The organism is Fibrella arboris, from assembly GCF_041321095.1.
Classification (GTDB): Bacteria; Bacteroidota; Bacteroidia; order Cytophagales; family Spirosomataceae; genus Fibrella; species Fibrella arboris.
Genome location: NZ_JBGGWE010000019.1, coordinates 94,069 through 114,281 on the forward strand (window position 1 = coordinate 94,069; position 20,213 = coordinate 114,281).

Below are 20,213 nucleotides of genomic sequence, written 5' to 3' on the forward strand. Positions count from 1 at the left end.
CCGGTGTTGACCAACTATCTCTGACAAAACTAGCGGGTTATCTGGCAGTGTGCCAGACCAGCCTCACGTTTAACAATTTTATCATTTTGCGGTCAATACGGCTACCAGGTCTTTCTCACAAAACCATATTCCGACTTAGTGAAACGCCTTCCAGGTAGTGTTACAGTCTCCTGGTGCCGCCCCGACTAGCTTTCACAAAATCATCAAGTCAATCTTTAGCCGTGGCGCTCAGTAGATCGCCTCGATAATGAATAGCCTGACGGATGATCACTTCGTTGTACGGTACCATTCCCTTATTCATGCACGGCGTTATGGTCGGCTGAACAGTTACCAGCAAGTGTAACGGAACAGAATAGGCCCTCGAATACATGGATTGACCCAATCAAGCACGACGTCGGTGTCGTGTCGGGCGAAGTAACTAAAGACAAACTCTACGTCAGCGAGAACTGACCAGTTAATCATGCGGAATAAGCCCTATAACAGCCCGGACTACTGGCAGCCTTTTACCAAACTAGCCGATACCTCGCAGTGGGTAGCGGGACTTGACACGCAACTAACTCAGGCTACCGATCGAACCGACGTGCCACTCGCCACGCAGGGAACGCTACAGGTCTGTTTGACAGCCAATTCGTTCTGGCTACTTCACCAGGCCATGCCCTCGGGCTGGCTGGCCATACGCACCTGTTTTGACCCGCAGACACTACAGGGCTACAAAGTCAGAAAACAGAAAGGCGCCGGCATAGAGTACGAGATACAGGGATCGCTGGGTACGTTCCGGGTCAGCCTCGCACTGGCCAACAACAACCCGTCGCTGCTGCATTACACCACCTGGTTGAAACCCGCCCAGTCGTTTACTATTCAGGCACTCCCGCGCGACCTGTATGTGCTGGACGAGACCTTTAGCCCGGCCACCACGGAGGGTATGGTTTATGTGACGCAGAATGGTCCAACGTCGGGGCTCGTTTACCTGTCGGTGGTGAAGCCGATGGCCGGTTCACTGCTCTATTTCCAGAATTTCACCGCCCTCAACGACTATTGCCAGCTTACGAAAACAGAACCATCTGACACGGTAAGTACCCAATGGCCGGAAATCGGCTTCGCGCTGCCTACATCCGAACAGCCATTACCAGCCGGGCAGGAAATCTGTTTGTCGGACGCCTTCATTTGCCTGATCGACTCGGTGCCGCAGAGCGAATTTGAGGCTTCTGACCAGTTTTTGGCGGCCATGGCCTCGATCTATACGCAGCTTCCTAAAACGGATACGGCCTATTACAATTGGCCCAAAGCCGCCGAACGAACCATCGAGGCACTGACCGAATCGCCCAACTGCGGGCGCATTATCCAACGCCAGTATTACCTCAACGCCTACGTCGACGCAATGAATAAACCGCCCGAAAGTATGGTTCAACTGGCCATTCTGGTGCCGCTCTGGGAGTATCAGGAATGGCTGGGGAAACCGGTGCCGCTGGCCGATAGCCTCAAACAAAACATACCCACTTTTTACGACGCCAGGCAGGAGGTCATCATGCGCTGGCTCCCCGCAGGTACGTTTACGGAAGACAACCGCAGCGAAGAGCAGGACCCCAACAAAATAGACTCGTGGTACCTGCTTCATACGCTGATGAACCTGGGCAGGCTGGCTGAAATGGGCAACCTGGAGGCGAAAGACCTGCTGTTCAACTCACTTGAGTTTGTGATCAGGGCGGCTCACCATTTCGGCTACAACTGGCCTGTCTTTTACGATATCCACACGCTGGAAGTCATTAAAGCCGAAACGGCCGAAGGAAAGGGCGGCGAACTGGATGTGGCCGGTCTCTACACCCATGTGATGCTTCAGGCGTATGAACTGACGAAAGATCCACGCTACCTGGACGAAGCGACAACCTCTGCCGAACGGCTTCGGGGCAAAGGCTTTGAATTACTTTACCAGACGAATATCACCATCATGAGTTCGCTTACGCTGGCGAAACTCTGGAAACTCACGGGCAACCGCCTCTACTTCGACCTCAGCCGCCTGAGCATCGCCAACGTCATTGCCCGTATGTGGGTGTGGGAATGCAATTTCGGGTTTGGCCAGTCGATCAGCACGTTCATGGGCGTGGCACCACTGAAAAATGCGCCCTACCTGGCTGCCTACGAAGAAGCCGAAATTATGGCCACGATGCTCAGTTATTTAAAGGAAGTAGGCCAGGACGTACCTGACCCTGTTCGGCTTTTCTACTCTGAATACATGAAGTATCTGTTGCACCGGGGCCGTTATTACTACCCCGCCGAATTACCGGTCGACATGGTCTGTCAGGAACCGCGTGAAGGGCGGATTATTCGGGCGCTACCTATTCCGCTGGAAGACATCTCGACGGGCTGGAAACAGGCGGGAGCGGTTGGCCAGGAGGTGTATGGTGGTGCGCTGGCCTATATCATGACCACCTATGCCTACAAACGCTTTGAGCAGGTGCCCGTCATTATCTTCTCAGACTATCCCATCTACCATGCTGACTATCAGGGAGAAGACAAGAACGCTGGGTACGTTGTCATCCGCCTGGCAGGTACGGCCGATTACCAGTGTCGGGTTCGCTTGCTGGCTAAGGGCCGGGAACTGCCCCAGGTTCAGCTCATCGATGAAGACGACGCCGACAACCAGCCCATCAAACCACTCGAAGAAACCAAACAGTATCAGGACTATCGGGTTCAGGGCAACAAGCGCCTGCGGGTCGAATGGAGTCGGCCGAGGCAGGCGTAGTCAGACTAGCCAGGAAGCTGTTTACGCAGAACGAGGTATGCCATACGCCAGACTGGCCGTATACCATACCTCGTTAAAATAAATACTTGTGCGTAAGTTGCTTCGTGCGGTGTGGCTTCGCGCTACAGCGACAACACAAGCACGTTAATCACCGCTACCCCTTCCAGCGCACGAAGGCCTCCATGGCTTCGTATTCGGCCAGGCCGAGGCGGTTGTAGAGGCCAGCCGTGGCGCGGTTACGCTCTTCGGCCCGTTGCCAGAACTCCCGTGAGTCGGTACCCTGGTACACCACGCCGTCTTTCTGCGACTGGTGCTTGAAGATGCCAAGCCGCTTTTTCGTCACCTGGTCGGGCGACATGGGTACGGCCATTTCAATTTCGTGAATATCCCACTCGGCCCAGGCACCCCGGTAGAGCCAGACCCAGCAGTCTTTCATGAAGTTCTTGTGCGACAGGCGCTTAACGGCCTCCAGCACCGCATCCAGACAAACCTTGTGCGTTCCGTGCGGATCGGCCAGGTCACCGGCAGCGTAGATCTGATGGGGCTTGATGGTCTCGATCAACTCCATCGTGATACGGATGTCTTCTTCGCTGAGCGGCTTCTTCTCGACCTTGCCCGTTTCGTAGAACGGCAGGTTCATGAAGTGCGCGTGCTCAACCGGAATACCCACGAACCGGCAGGTCGACTTGGCCTCACCCATGCGGATCAGCCCCTTCACCTGACGTACCTCGTCGGTATCCATTTCGGAATCTTTCTTGGTTCGCAGATACGCGGCTGCATCCTGGAAAATACGCGTAGCGTCGGGGCTCTTGATACCGAATCGGGTATTGAAATCGACCACATAATCGGCGAACCGCAGGGCTTCGTCATCGGCTACGGCAATGTTACCAGAAGTCTGGTACCCCACGTGTACTTCGTGCCCCTGATCGACCAGCCGCTGGAACGTGCCGCCCATCGAGATGATGTCATCATCGGGGTGCGGGCTGAACAGCAGACAACGCTTTTGGGCAGGCAAGGCGCGTTCGGGCCGGTTGGTGTCATCCGCGTTGGGTTTGCCCCCGGGCCAGCCCGTAATGGTGTGCTGAAGCTGATTAAACACGTCGATGTTGATATCGTAGGCTTGTCCGTACTGCGCCAGCAGGTCACTCACCCCGTTATCGTTGTAATCGCGGTCGGTCAGTTTCAGGATCGGTTTCTCGAGCGTCAACGACAGGTACGTTACCGCCTTCTTCTTCATCGGATTATCCCACACCACCGAATCGACCAGCCAGGGCGTTTTCATCCGGGTCAACTCCGACGCAGCGGCGGTATCAATAACGAACAGCGCGTTCGGATGCGTTTGCAGGTACGAGGCCGGGTTGGTTTCCGTTACCGTGCCTTCTACCGCGCCCCGAATAACCGGTGCTTTGCGTTCACCCCAGGCCAGCAGCACCACCCGTTTGGCCGCCAGAATACTGGCAACGCCCATTGTGATGGCTTTGCGCGGGGTACGTGATAACCCGCCAAAATCCACCGATGCAGCGGCCCGCGTCGAGTGGTCAAGCATCATCAGGCGGGTGTGTGAGTTGACGAGTGAGCCCGGTTCGTTGAACCCGATATGCCCGTTGCCACCGATCCCCAGCAACTGAAAGTCCAGCCCGCCCGCCTCGGCAATCTGCTGATCATACTGTTTGGCAAATTCAGCCACCTTGTCGGCGCGTAGTGTTCCGTCGGGTACGTGGTAGTTTCCTTCGGGAATATCGACGTGATCGAACAGCTGCTCCCGCATGAAGCGCCAGTAGCTTTGCAGCGAGTCGGGCTCCATCGGGAAATATTCGTCGAGATTAAACGACACCACGTTATGAAAGCTTAGTCCTTCTTCCCGGTGCATCCGAATCAGTTCGGCATACACGGTTTTAGGCGAAGAGCCCGTGGCAAGACCCAGGATACAGGGCTTCTTTTCTTTCTGTTTCTGACGAATCAGATCAGCAATTTCGTGCGCTACAGCCCGGGAAGCGGCTTTGGCATCAGCGTAAATGTGAGTGGGAATCTTCTCATAAGTAATAGCTGACTGAACAGGGCCACTAAACGCGGCGTCAGGTAGAACAGGTTCTGCAAGCATACGTTGACCAGCAATTAGGATGGAGCAGCAAAGGTAAACAATCAGTTAGGAGTGACTAGTTTTCACCCATCAATTATCAATACTCCATGAGCAAAGGCGCCGCTAGAATGCGTTTCTCAGCGGCGCCTTTGCTCATGGAGTATTGATAATTGATCAGTTAGTTCCGGGCCATCTGGTCGGCAGCAAAAGCCGTTTCCAGGCTAGTCAGGCCGTTTTCTTCCGATATGATCCGGTGAACGCCGGGCTCCTGTATAGCCGCCACCTGATCGCGGAACATGAGCCGTACTAATTCGCTGTAACGGTGCTGCTTCTCGATCTCGAAACCAAATTTCAGTTCGATCTGCTGGTAGGCGTGGAAGGTCTTATGCCGTCCGCCGATGGGTTTCGATGAATCGATGTTGGCCGTGACGTTGAGCTGAGCGCCGGGGAAAAGGTCCATCAGGGCCTTTGTGGTGGCTTCATCGGCCACGCAGCGCAGCACCAGTCGCGTAGGCACCCATTCGTGCAGCGTGATGTCGCCGCGCTCGAAAACGAGCCGCATTTCCTGCCGGTCCATCCGCCCCGTTTGGGTGAACCCGTGGTAAAAATTAACAAACTGGTAACTGCTCTGCTCAGAACCATAGCGCACCGTTGCCTGCACCTGGTCTTCAATGTCGTGGCTATTGGGTCGTTTCGAGACCTGCGACGCTACCACTTCACCTTCGCCCAGCCAACCGGCAAAGAGATCGAAAAAGTGAACGGCATGTTCGATAAAAATACCACCCGATTTACGGCGGTCCCAGAACCAGTGTTCGGGGCTAAGGCCTTCATCGCCTGCGTAATTCTCGAAATAACCGTGCAGGAAATCGCCCAGTAATTTGTCGTCGATCAGCTTTTTTACGCGGGCAAACAGCGGATTGTAGCGTTGCATCAGGTTCGTGACCATGAGCAGGCCTTTTTCCTTTGCTTTGGCCAGCATCTGTTTACCCTGTTCAGGATCTGTTGCCAGCGGTTTCTCGCAGATGACATGCTTGCCCGCGTCCAGCGCCAGCATCGCCTGGTCGAAATGCATGAAGGGTGGCGTAGCAATGTATACAATGTCAACGTCGGGGTGCTGCACCAGCTCATCGAGGGTGGCAAGTTGTTCGGCGCCAAACCGTTCGGCCGTGCGGATCGCTTCTTCGCGCTTCGATCCGGCAATGGCCACCAGCCGCGTATTGGGGTGTTGTAAAAATTGCTGAACGGCAAAGAGGCCAAAGCCACCCATACCGATCACGCCGATTCCAAGTTGTTTCATAACAGACAGGTTGTATCACTGCGCCTACTAAGCACCTCTGTCTAACCCGAAATGGCGGAAGGCTGTTTACTGTTTTCAGTTTACTGTCTTCTGTTGCGCTGCAACACCACCATCTGGCTCCTTAGCAGCGCAACGGAAGACAGTAAACTGAAAACAGTAAACTTATAAAATCATCGCCGGCTTTGGGCGGGGAATATGCCCGTGACGGTCGTGGCGAAGCAGCATTTCGAAGAGTTTGACGGTGGCGGCGGCATCGCCGTAGGCCCGGTGCCGTCCCTGAAGCGGAATCTCGAGCGAACGGCACAATTTACCAAGACTGTACGACGGGTAACCCGGCAGTATTTTGCGGCTCAGGCGCACGGTGCAGAGTGTCCGGCGCAGAAACTCCCGGTCGACCCAGTTCATTTCCTTTTGCAGAAAGCCAAAATCGAACAGCACGTTATGGGCCACGAAAATGGCGCCTTCGGTGATCTCATGGACCCGGTCGGCTACCTGATCAAAAGTTGGGGCATCGGCCACCATCTCATCGGTGATGCGGGTTAACTGGCTAATAAACGGTGGAATGGGATGACCCGGGTTGAGCAGCGTCTGAAACTCGTCGACGATCTGGTGCCCGTCGTGACGAATCAGGGCTATTTCAGTAAGGCGAGAGGGGCCTTTCACGCCCCCGGTCGTTTCAACGTCGACGATACAATACACGTACAAAGAGCGTGGTTATTAACGGGCCACCAGCAGGCCGAATGGTTTACTAAAGATACAGGGACCGGGGCAATCTAACAAACGCCAATGACAAACCGGTCATTTGCTCAAGCGCATCGATCATTGCCATTACCTTTGCGGGCATGACACGCTACGGACTCATCGGGCATCCGCTCACTCATTCGTTCTCCCAAACGTACTTCACCGAGAAGTTTACCCGCGAAGGTATTACAAATGCCCGCTACGATTTGTTCGATATGCCTGACGTTCAGGTAGCATTACCGGAATTACTTAAGCTGCCCGGTCTGCGTGGCCTGAACGTGACCATTCCCCACAAGACCCACGTATTGCCTTTTCTCGACCGCCTCGACGCGTCTGCCGAGAAGGTTGGGGCGGTGAATGTGATCCGCCTCGAAGCTGACGGCACCAAAACGGGCTTCAACTCCGATTATTACGGTTTCCGACAATCGTTGACAGACTGGGTTGGCGATACGGTTCGCGAGCAGTCAGACGACCCGGATGTGCTGTCGATCCTGCCTGCCAACGCGCTGGTGCTGGGCACGGGTGGCGCCTCCAAAGCCGTTGTAGCCGCCCTGATCGACCTGGGCATCGCGTATAAAATGGTGTCGCGCACCCCTTCGCCCGGCGGCCTGACCTATGCCGACGTACCCGCGGTCATTGCTGACTATCAACTCCTTATCAATTGTTCACCGGTAGGTACGTTCCCCAATGTGGCCGCCGCCCCTGAGCTACCTTACGACCAGTTGACGAATGAGCACTGGCTCTACGATCTGGTGTACAACCCCGCCGAAACAGAGTTTATGCGCCGGGGACGTCAGCAAGGCGCCACCGTCATGAACGGTTATCAGATGCTGGTGCTACAAGCCGAAAAGGCCTGGTCAATTTGGCAGTAGGAAGTGCTTAGTTTCAGGTTTCAGGTTTAAAGTTTCAGGTTTCAGGTTTCAAGTTTCAAGTAGCGTCGCTAGTTAGCGCTTCGTATCCATGCAACGCCACTTGAAACTTGAAACCTGAAACCTGAAACTTGAAACTTGAAACCTGAAACTTGAAACCTGAAACTAAAAAATGTCTCTTCTCGTATTTGCCACTATCACCGCCAAACCTGGTTTGGGTGCCCAGCTTAAAGCTGCTTTTCTCGATCTTATTCCGCAGGTACGGGCCGAAGCCGCCTGCCAGCTGTACGAGCTGTACGTTAGCACAGATAATCCAGACCAGCTCATCATGCACGAACTGTGGGACGATGAAGCCGGGCTGGCCGCGCACGCCGCCATGCCGCATATGGACACGTTCAAACAACAATTTGGTAGCCTGATGGCTGGCCCAGCTGTGCTGACGTCTGTTCAACGCTAAGCGACTCACTACCGTATGTTATTCATCAACGCCACCGTTTTTACCGGCGATTCATTTCTGCCACACACCAGCGTCCGGGTCGAAAACGGCCATATCGAAGCCATTGGGCCTGATTTGCCGCCAGGAAACGACGCCGACATCATTGACCTGCAGGGCGATTACCTGGTGCCGGGCCTGATTGATCTGCAACTCTACGGCGGAGCAACAGAATTTCTGAACGCTGCCCCTACGCCCGAAACCGTTCGGCACATCTGGAAAAGCCACGCGCTCAACGGCACCACGACGCTGTTACCGACACTGCATTCGACCCACCTGGCCGAGATGCAACAGGCCATGTCGGCAGTGCGGGTGGTGCGCGATGAAATGCCGCTGAACGTACCCGGCATTCACCTGGAAGGGCCTTATTTCAACCCCGTGAAGAAGGGGGCACATCGGGAGAAGTATGTGCGGGTTCCGGCCGAAGGTGAACTGGAAACCCTTTTCAGCCACCATGCCGATGCCATCAGCATTCTGACGCTGGCTCCCGAAAGGCTGTCACCAGAGCAACTGACGTTGCTGTATGGCTTGGCGAAGGCATCAGGTACGTTGCTGTCGCTGGGGCACAGCAATGCCACGTATCAGCAGGCGATGGATGCCTTTGGCGATGGTGCCGACACCGATCGCTGTCTGCTCGCCACGCACCTGTACAACGCCATGCGGGGCTTTGAAAGCCGCGAGCCCGGCACGGTTGGTGCTATTTTTGACCACCCGACCGTGATCAGCAGTATGGTCACCGACGGCTACCACTGTGCTCCTGCGGCCATCCGCCTAGCCCACCGGCAGCTCGGGCCCGACCGACTATTCCTGATCTCCGACGCCCTGTTTGCCAATCCCCCCCGTGCTGAGTTTGCGCTGGAAACCTTCGTGGTTCATTTCGAACCCGGCACAGGCGAGCCCGGATCGCCCCTTCACGGACGGTACGTCAATGAACAGGGAACGCTGGCCGGAACAGCCATCACCGTGCTCGACTGTGTGCGCTTCTGCGTGCAGACGGTAGGCTTGCCGCTGATTGATGCCCTCCGCATGGCGACCGTCACACCCGCCAATGTTATTGGCCTGGGTGATCAGATTGGTTGCCTTTCCCCTGGCTACGTTGCCAATCTGGTTCGGCTCGATCAGGGATTGATGCAGCAGGGCGTTTGGGTAGCTGGTGAACTGCTGGTGTAGTTCTGCACAATAATGCTTTACGATACGTTTATACTAGTGTGTTGCTGACGCATGGCCCCGCAGCGGCGGACCGTTTCGACTCCGCTCAAGGTGACAAGCCCACTTAAGTTGCCGTTGTCGCTTGCCTGTGGCAAGCGACAACGGCAGCCGGGACGCGTAGTCGAAGCGACCTACAGCGCGAAGCCATACGCACCAGCATGATGCCATACACCAATCACCGCCGATACACCAGCAATACATCGTCGCCTACCTGCTGCTGGTCAACCAGATGGCCACGTACCTGCGGCGCACGGACGCCAGCATGGAGCGAAGCAGCGCTACGAAACAGCCGAATTTCGTCCCATAACTCAGCCTCCAGAAACGAGGTTAATGTTTGCGCCCCGCCTTCGACCAGCACCGACTGCATGCGCTGTTGATGCAGATCGGTGAGCATGACGGGTAGCGAACTGGCCTGCGCATAAGTCAGGTTGACCCGGCTCTTGGGTACGATATCAGCCCGATCATAGTATACCCGCGTTGGCTGTGCCCCATCAAACAGGTTCAGATGGGCGGGTAATGCCAACGCCCGGTCGAGAACGATACGAACGGGCGACGAACCCGGCCAGTGGCGCACGTTCAGGCGTGGATTATCGCTGCGGGCGGTGGTGGTGCCTACCAGAATGGCGTCTTCTTCACTGCGCCAGCGGTGCACCAGCCTACCCGCCAGTGGGCCGCTGATGGCAACGGGCGTGGCTCCTGCCCCACCTATAAATCCATCGGCCGTTTCGGCCCATTTCAGGATAATGTAGGGCCTTTTTTGCTCGAAAAAGGTAAAGAATCGTGCGTTCAGCCTACGCCCCTCCTCAGCCAGTAAACCGGTGATGACGTCGACACCGGCCGCGCGAAGTTTGGCGAATCCCTGCCCCGATACCAGCGGATTCGGGTCGTCGTTACAACAGACTACGCGGCCCACTTTTTTAGCGATGAGCAAATCAGCGCAGGGGGGCGTTTTTCCGTAATGCGAGCACGGTTCCAGCGTAACATAAGCAGTCGATTCGGGCAGCAAACCGTCATCTTCAGGCGATACAGCCCGAATGGCGTTTACCTCGGCGTGCGGCCCGCCGTACTGCTGATGCCAGCCTTCGCTCACTATTCGCCCCGTAGGTTTGCTTCCCCGGTCATGAACAATCACGCAGCCAACCATCGGGTTTGGGCTAACGGTACCTCGTCCGTGCTGGGCCAGTTCGAGCGCACGGCGCATAAAAAGCGGATCTGTTGTCATCGGGTTGTCTGGCATAAAAAGAGGTTATCTACCAAACCGCATTCGGTTCGTATCCATTTCACAACGTACCTGGATTTTCAGCGCGACCACGAATAACGGAAGCATAAGCGGGTAACCGATAACCAAATCAAAATACAGCCAGTTATAGGTATACTCAGCGTTCGTTATCGACCTGAACAACAACTACTCAACGCATCATGATCGCAAAATTCGTTAACCTGCTGCTTGTCGGCAGCGTCGTGCTTGTCGGCTGTTCCTCCAACGACAAGAAAAAATCAGATGGGCAGGCCGCAACGGTCGAAACCGCTATTGGCCCCCTGGAATTACCTGCCCCTTACGCCAGTAAGTCATCTACTAAATTCAGTAAAGTCATTGGCTGGGCCGACGGTCAGATGCCTACTGCCCCGGAAGGCTTTGTGGTGACCGAATATGCCCGGGACCTCGTCAACCCACGTTGGGCCTATGTAGCGCCGAATGGCGATGTGTTTGTGTCGGAAGCGAACACCGAGAAGACAGGTGTGAAGAAAACAGCGGCCTCTGTATCGGGGCAGGCCGGTTCGCAACGATTCGATGAAAGTGCCAACCGCGTTACGCTGTTCCGTGACACCAACGGCGATGGTAAACCCGATCAGCGCTCTGTCTTTCTGACGGGCCTTAATCAGCCCTTCGGGATGCTGGTGCTCGGCGACCATTTCTACGTTGCCAATACCGACGCGTTGCTTCGTTTTCCCTACAGAACCGGCCAAACGAAGCTCACCGTTTCGGCCAGCACCAAGCCCGACACCATTCTGAAACTACCCGCTGGTGGCTACAACAACCACTGGACCCGGAACCTGCTGGCAAGTCCCGATGGCAAAAAGATTTACGTCTCGGTTGGATCAGGCAGTAACGTGGCCGAACATGGCATTGACCATGAAGCACGCCGGGCCAACATTCTGGAGATCAACCCCGATGGTACGGGCGAGCGCGTATATGCCAGTGGCTTGCGCAACCCCGTTGGCATCGACTGGCAGCCGGGCACGAACAAACTGTACGCCGCGGTCAATGAGCGTGATGAGCTCGGCGACGGCCTCGTTCCCGATTACATGACCAGCGTGCAGGAAGGTGGTTTCTACGGCTGGCCCTACAGCTATTATGGTAAAATCGAAGACCCTCGCCGGGCTGGTGAAAGCCCATCGTCGGTGGCCAAAGCTATTGTTCCCGACGTGCCGCTGGGTGCTCATACGGCTTCGCTCGGCCTGGCCTTTTACGACGCCAAAACCGGGGCCGCGCACGGCTTTCCGGCCAGGTATCAGAACGGCGCGTTCATTGGTCAGCATGGCTCCTGGAACCGCTCTGAACTAGCCGGCTATAAGGTTGTTTTCGTTCCGTTTACGAATGGTAAACCCGGCAAACCGGAAGATTTCCTGACCGGATTTATCGCGAAAAACGACGATCAGGATGTACACGGGCGCCCCGTAGGTACGTTCGTCCTGCCCGATGGGTCACTGCTCGTTACCGACGACTCAGGTAACCGCATCTGGCGGGTAGCCGCGAAAGAAAAAACGTCGGTCGCTTCGCGTCGGTAGCTAGTCGCTGCGCTGCCAGTTTGTTCCTGTCATTGAGTAGTCATTCCGGTGCACCTGTTCCAGCATACCGAAATGGCTACTCAATGCTATTTCCCCTATCCCGCTCGCCGCTTTTCGTCTTCAGCGCCGCCCGTACGCCGGCGCGTCGGGGCTACTTTATCATTGCCAAACCGATACGAGAAGGATAAGGTGGCCACGCGCGAATCCTGCCGTTGATAGAATCGCTCCACGTAGTTGTCATACGACGACACAGCATTGACCGTCCGCGTAAAAAATACATCAGCTACGTTCAGGCGGAACGTTCCTTTACGGTCCCACACGGCTTTTTGCAGACCGACCGTTACCTGCCCGTTAGGCTGCACCCGTAAAAAGCCATACTGCTCGCCTGATTGCAGGGTCCCGTTCAACTCGCCCGACCAACCCTTGCCGAACGTGAACGTATGATTGCTGCTGATATTCAGCGCCGGGCGTCCTTTGTCTAATGCGGTGCCGGCCAGACTACCGACAAACCGGGCGTAATACACCACCACGTTGTTATACATCTGCCACCACTTGGCGGGCTGCACCGGCGCAGTCAGCGTTAGCGCAAAATAATCCTGCCGGTCGAGGTTGACGCTGGTAGAGATCACCGTCGAGTCGGTTTCTGGCTGCACTACGCCAATCATAGGCGACGCTGTTCGGCTATAGCTAAGGCCAGTAGTGTATTTGCCGTTGAACGTATGGGTCAGTTCGAGATTATAACTCGTTTCAGGGCGCAGATTCGGGTTTCCCGCTCCCGACGTAGTGGGGTCAATGATCGTCCGGAAGGGGTTCAACTGGTTGTAGGAAGGCCGGTTAATGCGTCGGCTCAGCGTCAGGACCAACTCATGGTTCTTGCTCAGCGTTTGCTTGATGGCAGCACTCGGAAACAATTGAGCATACTGCCGGGTAAAGCTGTCATTGCCCACCGACTGCACACCGCGCGCCAGCGTTTGTTCGGCACGCAGCCCTACTTGCAGGTTCGTTTTGACGAAGGTTCTGTTCCAGTTAACGTACCCGGCCAGAATGGTTTCATCGTAACGAAACCGGTTGGTTCGGTTGGGATCAACCGTTGTCAGCGACCCTTCTGTCAGGCGAAATACCACGTCATTATCCGACGACACCCGGCTGAATTTAGCTCCGGCTTCTAACCGGGCTCCGTGCGCCAGCGGCTGCGTGTAATCTGTTTTTGCCGACAGGATGCTCAGATCGCCCTGCTGATCGCCGTTGAGCAACGTACCTGAGCGGCCGGTTAGCTGATAAATCGTGCTTAACTCCTGCAACCGGCTTGTCTTGTAGCGAGCATAGTCAACATCGGCAGTCAGTTCAGGCGCATTGGTTGAGTCGGCAAACGTGTGTTTCACATTGAGGTTGATGCCGCCATTGGGCGACACGAAATTGCGGATGTTCCGGGCATCATACGTATCCACGATCCGTCCGTTGGCATCGAACAAACTCGTCTGATTCAGGCCCAGCTGGTTAGGCGTTTGGCTATGCTGCCCACTCACTACCACACCCAGCACCGTCCGTTTCGAGGGTGTATAATCCAGTCCGGCCCGCGCCGTGTGCGACAGCGATTTGTAGAGCACCCGGTTTACCTGGTCGCTGCTGCCCGTAAAAAGCTGCCGGCGATTTGGGCCTACAGAAAAGAAATCACGGTGAATATCCAGCAAGGCGACCCCAGCCCGGTTGGCATAGGTGTATGAACCGAACAGGTTCAGAGAAGCGCCCGAAACCAGTTTCCGCCGGTTGTTGAGTGTTACACCGGCCGTGTATTTGTCGTATTGGCTACGGCCGTAACTAGCCTGTACAGTGCCGTTTGTACCCTGCCGCTGGTCTTTTTTGAGGTTGATCGAAATAATGCCCGCCGTACCCTGCGCGTCATATTTGGCAGGTGGGTTGGTGATCAGTTCAATACTTTTCAACTGGTCGGCGGGCAGATTTTTGAGGTAATCGGCCAGTTCAGAGCCACTCATCGGCTGGCGGCGTCCGTCGATGAGCACCAGCACGTTTTGCCGACCGCGCAAAGCCAGGTTATCGTTATTGTCGATCGTGACGCCCGGCGAACGCGCCAGAACATCAAGCGATGTATTACCGGCGGCCAGTGTGCTGCCTTCTACGTTCACCACGGTTCGGTCGGCTAAACGTTCGTAGAGCGGCTTTTGGCCAACGACTTTTACCTCATTCAGCGTAGTTCCCTGACTGGGTTTAAGCACCATCGCAGTCAGCGTTACGCCATCGGTTGCTACCGCAATGACGCCCGACCAGGTACGTTCGTATCCCACCTGCGACGCCGACACCCGGTATTGACCTGCTTTCGGCATCGGCAACTGAAACTGTCCCATCGCATCAGAAAAGTCAGCTTTCACAACTACCGAATCGGCGGCCCGGTGCAGCGTTACGGTAGCAAACTCAATGGGTTGGCCACTCTCTGTTATCAAAGTACCCTGAATCTGGGCGTTACAGGTTAATCCAGCCAGCGTGAGGAGGCTAGCCAGTATGGAACAAAGGAGACGTTTTTTCATAGCGCCGGGAAATCAGAGAATGGTTTAAGCGTATCGGAAAGCTTATTCTTCTTAAAGAGTGGAAGCGTTATAGGTGCGTTGCTTCATTCGCTAAATTATATGATATATCATTGAATAGTCAATCATACAATGTTCAATTGACCGATTTACGGGATGAGCGGTGAAGGAATGCACCTGAGCTGGCAGTTGAACAGGTAGTTCTTTGCTTGGCGTGCGGGCCCTGCTCCTGTCGGGGATCGCGATGACGAACCGGCCTGGTCGAAGGGTCTGGAGCACGAAGCCAAACACATCAGCAATCCACATTTCCCGTTAAACTTGCAAACGCAAACTCACTTCTACCGGAGCACGATGCTAAACAGAGTCATTTTTTACACCCTCGAAAAAGCAATTAAACGCTACCGGCAGTTTGCCCAGAACAACATCGACCGGGCGGGGGTAGATATCACCATCGACCAGTGGCTGGTACTGAACGTGATTCAGGAGTCGCCAACGCTGGGGCAGCACGAGATTGGCGACCGCGTGTTCAAGGATCAGGCATCGATCGCCCGCATCATTAATCTACTGGTTAAGAAGCAGTTGATTACACAGACAGCCAGTAAACAGGACCGGCGGCGGGTTGATCGTCAGATTACAGCCAAAGGCGAAGCACTCATTGAAGCCGTTGCCCCCATCATCGCACAAAACCGGCGTGCCGCGCTGGAAGGACTTTCGGACGAAGCCATTGACCAGCTTCGACAAACGCTGCTGCATATCGACGGTAATTGCAACTGATGGCGCCACGTCGAAACACTTCACGGCTCCTTACTGTAGTATAAGCACCATCAGGTAATTCGCTTTTATGCCTCTTCTCGTCATTGTCCGCCACGGCCAGTCGCAGTGGAACCTGGAAAACCGGTTTACCGGCACGGTCGATACGCCCTTAACCGATCTGGGTCGGCATGAAGCCCGGCAGGCAGGGGCCCTGTTGAAGGGGGATCTATTTCAGATTGGCTACACGTCGGTGCTCCAGCGGGCTATTGAAACGATGGCTATTATTCTCCAGGAAACAGGGCAGACTACCCTACCGCTGGAACGCAGCGAGGCGCTCAACGAACGCATGTATGGCGAGTTGCAGGGCATGAACAAGACCGACGTTGAAGCTCGATTTGGGGCCGAACAACTATTCCACTGGCGGCGTGGCTACGCCGATCAGCCGCCTGGCGGCGAAAGCCTGGCCGACACCTACAACCGGGTTGTGCCCTTTTTCGAGGCAACTATTTTGCCGCATCTACAAGCCAATGAGAATGTGTTGGTGGTAGCGCATGGTAATAGCCTACGCTCCCTGATGATGCGCCTGGAAGGCATTAGCCCAAAGGGTATCGAACAAGTCGAACTGGCCACGGGTGTGCCCCGGCAATATACGTTCAATTCCCCGTCAGGTACGTTCAGTTTGCTGGAGAAGTAGGCCTTGGTGCTTCCGGCCTGATGACTACGAGTACGTTGCCTAACTGAAGGGATAACCGCTCAGTAGGCTTCATACTCGAACAATAAGCGGGACGAGGTATTGGACGTTTGCGCTATAATCGGCAATCCCTGCTCGTTGTATGTATACCGGATTGTGTATGTTCGTACGCTACCGCTGGAATACCTGACCGTGGCTTCTGTTACGTTGTTGCGGCTGTAGCGACGGACGGGCGTAACATCGGGACCAAACAGCCCGAAAAACGGATTAGGCTTATCGTCAAACGTGAAGGTTTCGTATTGATCCGGTCCACTGACTGCCCTTATGCCCGTTAAATTTCCAGACTCGATCGTATACTGATCGGTGGTAGCCGTTGACCCCACGGTGGTGGCTTCGGTCCGTACCGTGCTCACCAGGCCGTTGACTAGCGTTGACGTGGTGTGTTTTAGTAACTGATACGTACCATCTGACTTAACAAAATCGGTTTGTGCAAAGAGGATCTCTGCCGTCGGCTGACCGGGTCCGCTGGCCTGAGGACTATAGCTAAAAACCGTGCGCTCACCCGAAATACCCTGACTATCAACGTACGGATACTGATAGACATAGGTTAAAAGCTGGTTGCTGGCGTTGTAGGCGAACAATCCTTTTGGTGCCCCGCGACCAACATCATGCCCAACGTAGGTAGCCTGCTTTACTTTTCCGTTGCTGCCGTAGGTAAACTCGGTGGTGGCTCCTGTAGCCCAGTCGCCTTCGTAAACGATCCGTTTGATGCGATAGCCCTTCAGCGTTTTCTCCGGTTCTTTTTCGGGTTGTGGTTTCTGCTCAGGTGGCGCTTTGTCGGGCGTAACGGAGTAATCAGTCCCGCAGCCAGGCAGGAAAACACTCCAGATCAGTAAGAAAACCGTTCGTAGTATTGCGCGCATGACAGTTTCTGTTTTTATACTAAACCTCTTTACGGACAAAGGGGTGTAACAAACCAACTCTACCTATCAAGACTACTACTCCATGAGAAGTCTTTTTGAGACCTAACGGCTTTAAAATAAAGTCATTGTTACAGTGCAGGCTATCACTTAGCAGCCCCATCAGGGCGGCATGTCAATAGCATAATGTCGGTCAGTAACGACAAAGCCCCAACGGGGCGACATGTAAAGTTAACAAACTCAAACATATCGCCCCATTGGGGCTTTCGTGGTATGCACTTGGGTACGTATGCTATTGACATGCCGCCCCAACGGGGCTAGTTCGTCTAGCTAGCGCTACCCCAGTAACTCGCGGCCTTGGGCCAGGGCAGCGTCGAGGCCGGAGGCGTCGGAGCCACCGGCAGTAGCGAAGAAGGGCTGACCGCCGCCGCCGCCTTTGATGTTTTTGGCAAGGTCTTTCACGACCTGACCGGCGTTGAGGCCACGACCGCTGATGAGGCTGTCGGGCAGCATCACGGCAAGTTGTGGCTTGCCGTTGATGTCAGCGCCCAGCACCACAGCCAGGTTGTCTACTTTGGCTTTCAGGTCGTAGGCGAGTTGTTTCAGGGCGTCGGCGTTGGGTACGTTCACGCGCTCAACCACAACGCTGTGGCCATTCACGGTCAACACTTTACCCAATAATTCTTCCTTGATCTGCTGCACTTTTTCGTTTTCCAGCGCCTCCACTTTCTTCAACAGGGTGTTGCGCTCATCGAGGATCGACTGCACCGCTTTCACTACGTCTTTGGGCGCTTTCAGCAGCTCCTTCAACTCATTGATAATCGCCTCCTGCTCGTTCAGCAAAGCCAGCGCACCTTCCGACGTTTTGGCTTCGATCCGACGGATACCGGTTGACACCGAGCCTTCCGACGTTAGTTTGAACAGGCCGATCTGACCCGTTGCGGGTACGTGGGTACCGCCGCAGAGTTCGACGGAATAGCTAGGATCAAACGTGATGACGCGGACGAAATCGCCGTATTTCTCACCGAACAGGGCCGTGGCACCCAGGGCTTTGGCTTGTTCGATGGGTACGTTCCGTTTTTCGTCGAGCGGGATATTCTGGCGGATTTTCTCGTTGACGATCGTTTCCACGCGGCTGATTTCCTCGTCGGTCATTTTGCCGAAGTGGCTGAAGTCGAACCGGAGTGCGTCGGGCCCCACATACGAGCCTTTCTGTGCCACGTGTGTCCCCAGCACTTCGCGCAGGGCCGAGTGCAGCAGGTGCGTAGCCGAGTGGTTGTCTTCGGTCAGTTCACGGCGGTGCGTGTCGATTTTGGCGAATACCAGATCAGCCGATTGCAACAGATCATCCATATCGGGACGGTCGGCCACGAGGTGAATGCTGAGGTCGTTTTCCTTGCGGGTGTCCAGCACGCGCAACGTTGCCTTGGGTACGTTGCCCTGGAACAGCTCCAGCGTACCGGTGTCGCCAATCTGTCCACCCGATTCGGCATAGAATGGCGTGCGGTCAAGCACCACCTGCACCTGCGTTCCCTGCTTGTTCTGCACCCGACGGTATTTTACTACCTGCGCATACGCTTCAGTTTCGTCGTAACCGACGAACTCGATCTTGTCTACGTCCTGTAAGTCAACCCAGTCGCCAGTCGATGACGAGGCATCTTTCCGCGAACGGGCCTTCTGCTCCTGCAAGGCTTTCTGGAAACCGGCTTCGTCGATCTCCAGGCCTTTTTCGCGAGCGATCAGGGCGGTCAAATCGGCGGGGAAACCGAAGGTATCGTTCAGTTCGAAAACGGTTTCGCCCGAAATGATTTTGGCCGTTCCCAACTGGTTAATGATCTGGTCGAGGCGCGTCAAACCAGTGCCCAGTGTGCGGAGGAAGGAAATTTCTTCTTCACGGATGACCGTGGCGACGAAGTCCTGCTGGGCTTTCAGTTCGGGGAACACGTCGGCAAACTGATCGGCCAGCAGGGGCACGAGCTTGGTCATAAACGGCTCGGTGAAGCCCAGGTACGAATAGCCGTAGCGAATGGCGCGGCGCAGAATACGGCGGATAACGTACCCAGCTTTGGCGTTGCTCGGCACCAGCCCGTCGCCGATGGCAAACGACACGGCCCGGATGTGGTCGGCGATCACGCGCATGGCGACGTCCGATTTTTCCATCTTGCCGGTGTAGGTACGTCCCGACAGTTGCTCGATCAGGTTGATGGTACCCGAGAACACGTCGGTATCGTAGTTCGATTGTTTGCCCTGAATGGCCATGCACAACCGCTCAAAGCCCATGCCGGTATCGACGTGGCGGGCGGGCAGTTCTTCCAGCGAGCCGTCGGCTTTGCGGTTGAACTGCATAAACACGTTGTTCCAGATCTCGACCACCTGCGGGTGATCGGCGTTGACCAGTTCTTTCCCCGATTTCTCGGCTACCTCTGCCGGCGAACGCAGGTCGATATGAATTTCCGAGCAGGGACCACAGGGGCCGGTTTCGCCCATTTCCCAGAAGTTGTCCTTCTTATTTCCGAGAATAATGCGCGATTCATCGCCGATGATGCCTTTCCAAAGGTCCCACGACTCCTGGTCAAACGGTACGCCATCCTTTTCATCGCCCTGGAATACAGACACGTAGATGCGATCGGTGGGCAGTTTGTAGACCTTCGTCAGCAGTTCCCACGACCATTCGAGCGCGTCTTTTTTGAAGTAATCACCAAATGACCAGTTGCCCAGCATTTCGAACATCGTGTGGTGATACGTATCGAAGCCAACATCCTCAAGATCATTGTGTTTACCCGATACGCGCAGGCATTTCTGGGTGTCGGCGACGCGTTTGGCAGGGGGCGTGCCGTTGCCGAGGAAAAAATCTTTGAACTGAGCCATGCCTGAGTTGTTGAACATCAGGGTCGGGTCATTTTTGGCAACGAGCGGCGCCGAAGCCACAATCAAATGTTGCTTTGAGCGGAAGAAATCCAAAAACTGGCGGCGTATTTCAGGAGAAGTCATAAATAAAAGAGTTAGTCAGTCCTCTGTCTTCGCGGAACGCCGCCCGGTCTTCTGTTACGCTGCTTATCAGGACCCATTGGCCTTAGCAGCGCAACAGAA

The 20,213-nt window shown here is 55.2% G+C and carries 14 protein-coding genes; 7 read left to right on the forward strand and 7 right to left on the reverse strand.

The features are described 5' to 3' along the window. The first annotated feature begins 460 nt into the window (after positions 1–460). Entirely contained in the window at positions 461–2,740 is a 2,280-nt protein-coding gene (locus ACAW75_RS24255) for a glycoside hydrolase family protein (RefSeq protein WP_370731372.1), read from the forward strand. 154 nt (positions 2,741–2,894) lie between these two features. Here ACAW75_RS24255 and nagB read toward each other — a convergent pair whose 3' ends face one another. From nagB to ACAW75_RS24270, 3 genes are all read right to left on the reverse strand, one after another. Continuing rightward, on the reverse strand, positions 2,895–4,841 hold the full coding sequence (gene nagB / locus ACAW75_RS24260) for a glucosamine-6-phosphate deaminase (protein WP_370731373.1): 1,947 nt from the start codon (positions 4,839–4,841) through the stop codon (positions 2,895–2,897). 157 nt (positions 4,842–4,998) lie between these two features. After that, entirely contained in the window at positions 4,999–6,117 is a 1,119-nt protein-coding gene (locus ACAW75_RS24265) for a Gfo/Idh/MocA family protein (protein ID WP_370731374.1), read from the reverse strand. Between the two features lie 162 nt (positions 6,118–6,279). Then, complete coding sequence (locus tag ACAW75_RS24270; protein WP_370731386.1) at positions 6,280–6,816, reverse strand: 3'-5' exonuclease; 537 nt, start codon at positions 6,814–6,816, stop codon at positions 6,280–6,282. A 143-nt stretch (positions 6,817–6,959) separates the two neighbouring features. Between ACAW75_RS24270 and ACAW75_RS24275 the strand changes: the two genes are divergently transcribed. The 3 genes from ACAW75_RS24275 (at position 6,960) to nagA (ending at position 9,390) form a co-directional block, all read left to right on the forward strand. Beyond that, positions 6,960–7,730: a shikimate dehydrogenase family protein gene (locus tag ACAW75_RS24275; RefSeq protein WP_370731375.1), complete on the forward strand. Its 771-nt coding sequence runs from the start codon at positions 6,960–6,962 to the stop codon at positions 7,728–7,730. Positions 7,731–7,899: 169 nt separating this feature from the next. Continuing rightward, positions 7,900–8,184: a putative quinol monooxygenase gene (locus tag ACAW75_RS24280; protein ID WP_370731376.1), complete on the forward strand. Its 285-nt coding sequence runs from the start codon at positions 7,900–7,902 to the stop codon at positions 8,182–8,184. A 15-nt stretch (positions 8,185–8,199) separates the two neighbouring features. Continuing rightward, the gene (gene nagA / locus ACAW75_RS24285) at positions 8,200–9,390 is read left to right on the forward strand and encodes an N-acetylglucosamine-6-phosphate deacetylase (protein ID WP_370731377.1); all 1,191 of its coding nucleotides are present in this window, start codon (positions 8,200–8,202) and stop codon (positions 9,388–9,390) included. 214 nt (positions 9,391–9,604) lie between these two features. On the opposite strand, the gene ribD is transcribed toward nagA, so the two are convergent. Continuing rightward, entirely contained in the window at positions 9,605–10,666 is a 1,062-nt protein-coding gene (gene ribD, locus ACAW75_RS24290) for a bifunctional diaminohydroxyphosphoribosylaminopyrimidine deaminase/5-amino-6-(5-phosphoribosylamino)uracil reductase RibD (RefSeq protein WP_370731378.1), read from the reverse strand. A gap of 182 nt (positions 10,667–10,848) precedes the next feature. Between ribD and ACAW75_RS24295 the strand changes: the two genes are divergently transcribed. After that, on the forward strand, positions 10,849–12,219 hold the full coding sequence (locus tag ACAW75_RS24295) for a PQQ-dependent sugar dehydrogenase (RefSeq protein ID WP_370731379.1): 1,371 nt from the start codon (positions 10,849–10,851) through the stop codon (positions 12,217–12,219). 95 nt (positions 12,220–12,314) lie between these two features. On the opposite strand, the gene ACAW75_RS24300 is transcribed toward ACAW75_RS24295, so the two are convergent. Beyond that, complete coding sequence (locus ACAW75_RS24300) at positions 12,315–14,762, reverse strand: outer membrane beta-barrel protein (protein ID WP_370731380.1); 2,448 nt, start codon at positions 14,760–14,762, stop codon at positions 12,315–12,317. A gap of 348 nt (positions 14,763–15,110) precedes the next feature. On the opposite strand from ACAW75_RS24300, the gene ACAW75_RS24305 reads away from it, so the two are divergent. After that, on the forward strand, positions 15,111–15,533 hold the full coding sequence (locus ACAW75_RS24305) for a MarR family winged helix-turn-helix transcriptional regulator (RefSeq protein WP_370731381.1): 423 nt from the start codon (positions 15,111–15,113) through the stop codon (positions 15,531–15,533). Between the two features lie 67 nt (positions 15,534–15,600). After that, the gene (locus ACAW75_RS24310) at positions 15,601–16,206 is read left to right on the forward strand and encodes a 2,3-bisphosphoglycerate-dependent phosphoglycerate mutase (RefSeq protein WP_370731382.1); all 606 of its coding nucleotides are present in this window, start codon (positions 15,601–15,603) and stop codon (positions 16,204–16,206) included. A gap of 59 nt (positions 16,207–16,265) precedes the next feature. Here ACAW75_RS24310 and ACAW75_RS24315 read toward each other — a convergent pair whose 3' ends face one another. Next, the gene (locus ACAW75_RS24315) at positions 16,266–17,126 is read right to left on the reverse strand and encodes a hypothetical protein (RefSeq protein ID WP_370731383.1); all 861 of its coding nucleotides are present in this window, start codon (positions 17,124–17,126) and stop codon (positions 16,266–16,268) included. Between the two features lie 333 nt (positions 17,127–17,459). Beyond that, the gene (gene alaS, locus ACAW75_RS24320; RefSeq protein WP_370731384.1) at positions 17,460–20,114 is read right to left on the reverse strand and encodes an alanine--tRNA ligase; all 2,655 of its coding nucleotides are present in this window, start codon (positions 20,112–20,114) and stop codon (positions 17,460–17,462) included. Positions 20,115–20,213: the final 99 nt, after the last annotated feature.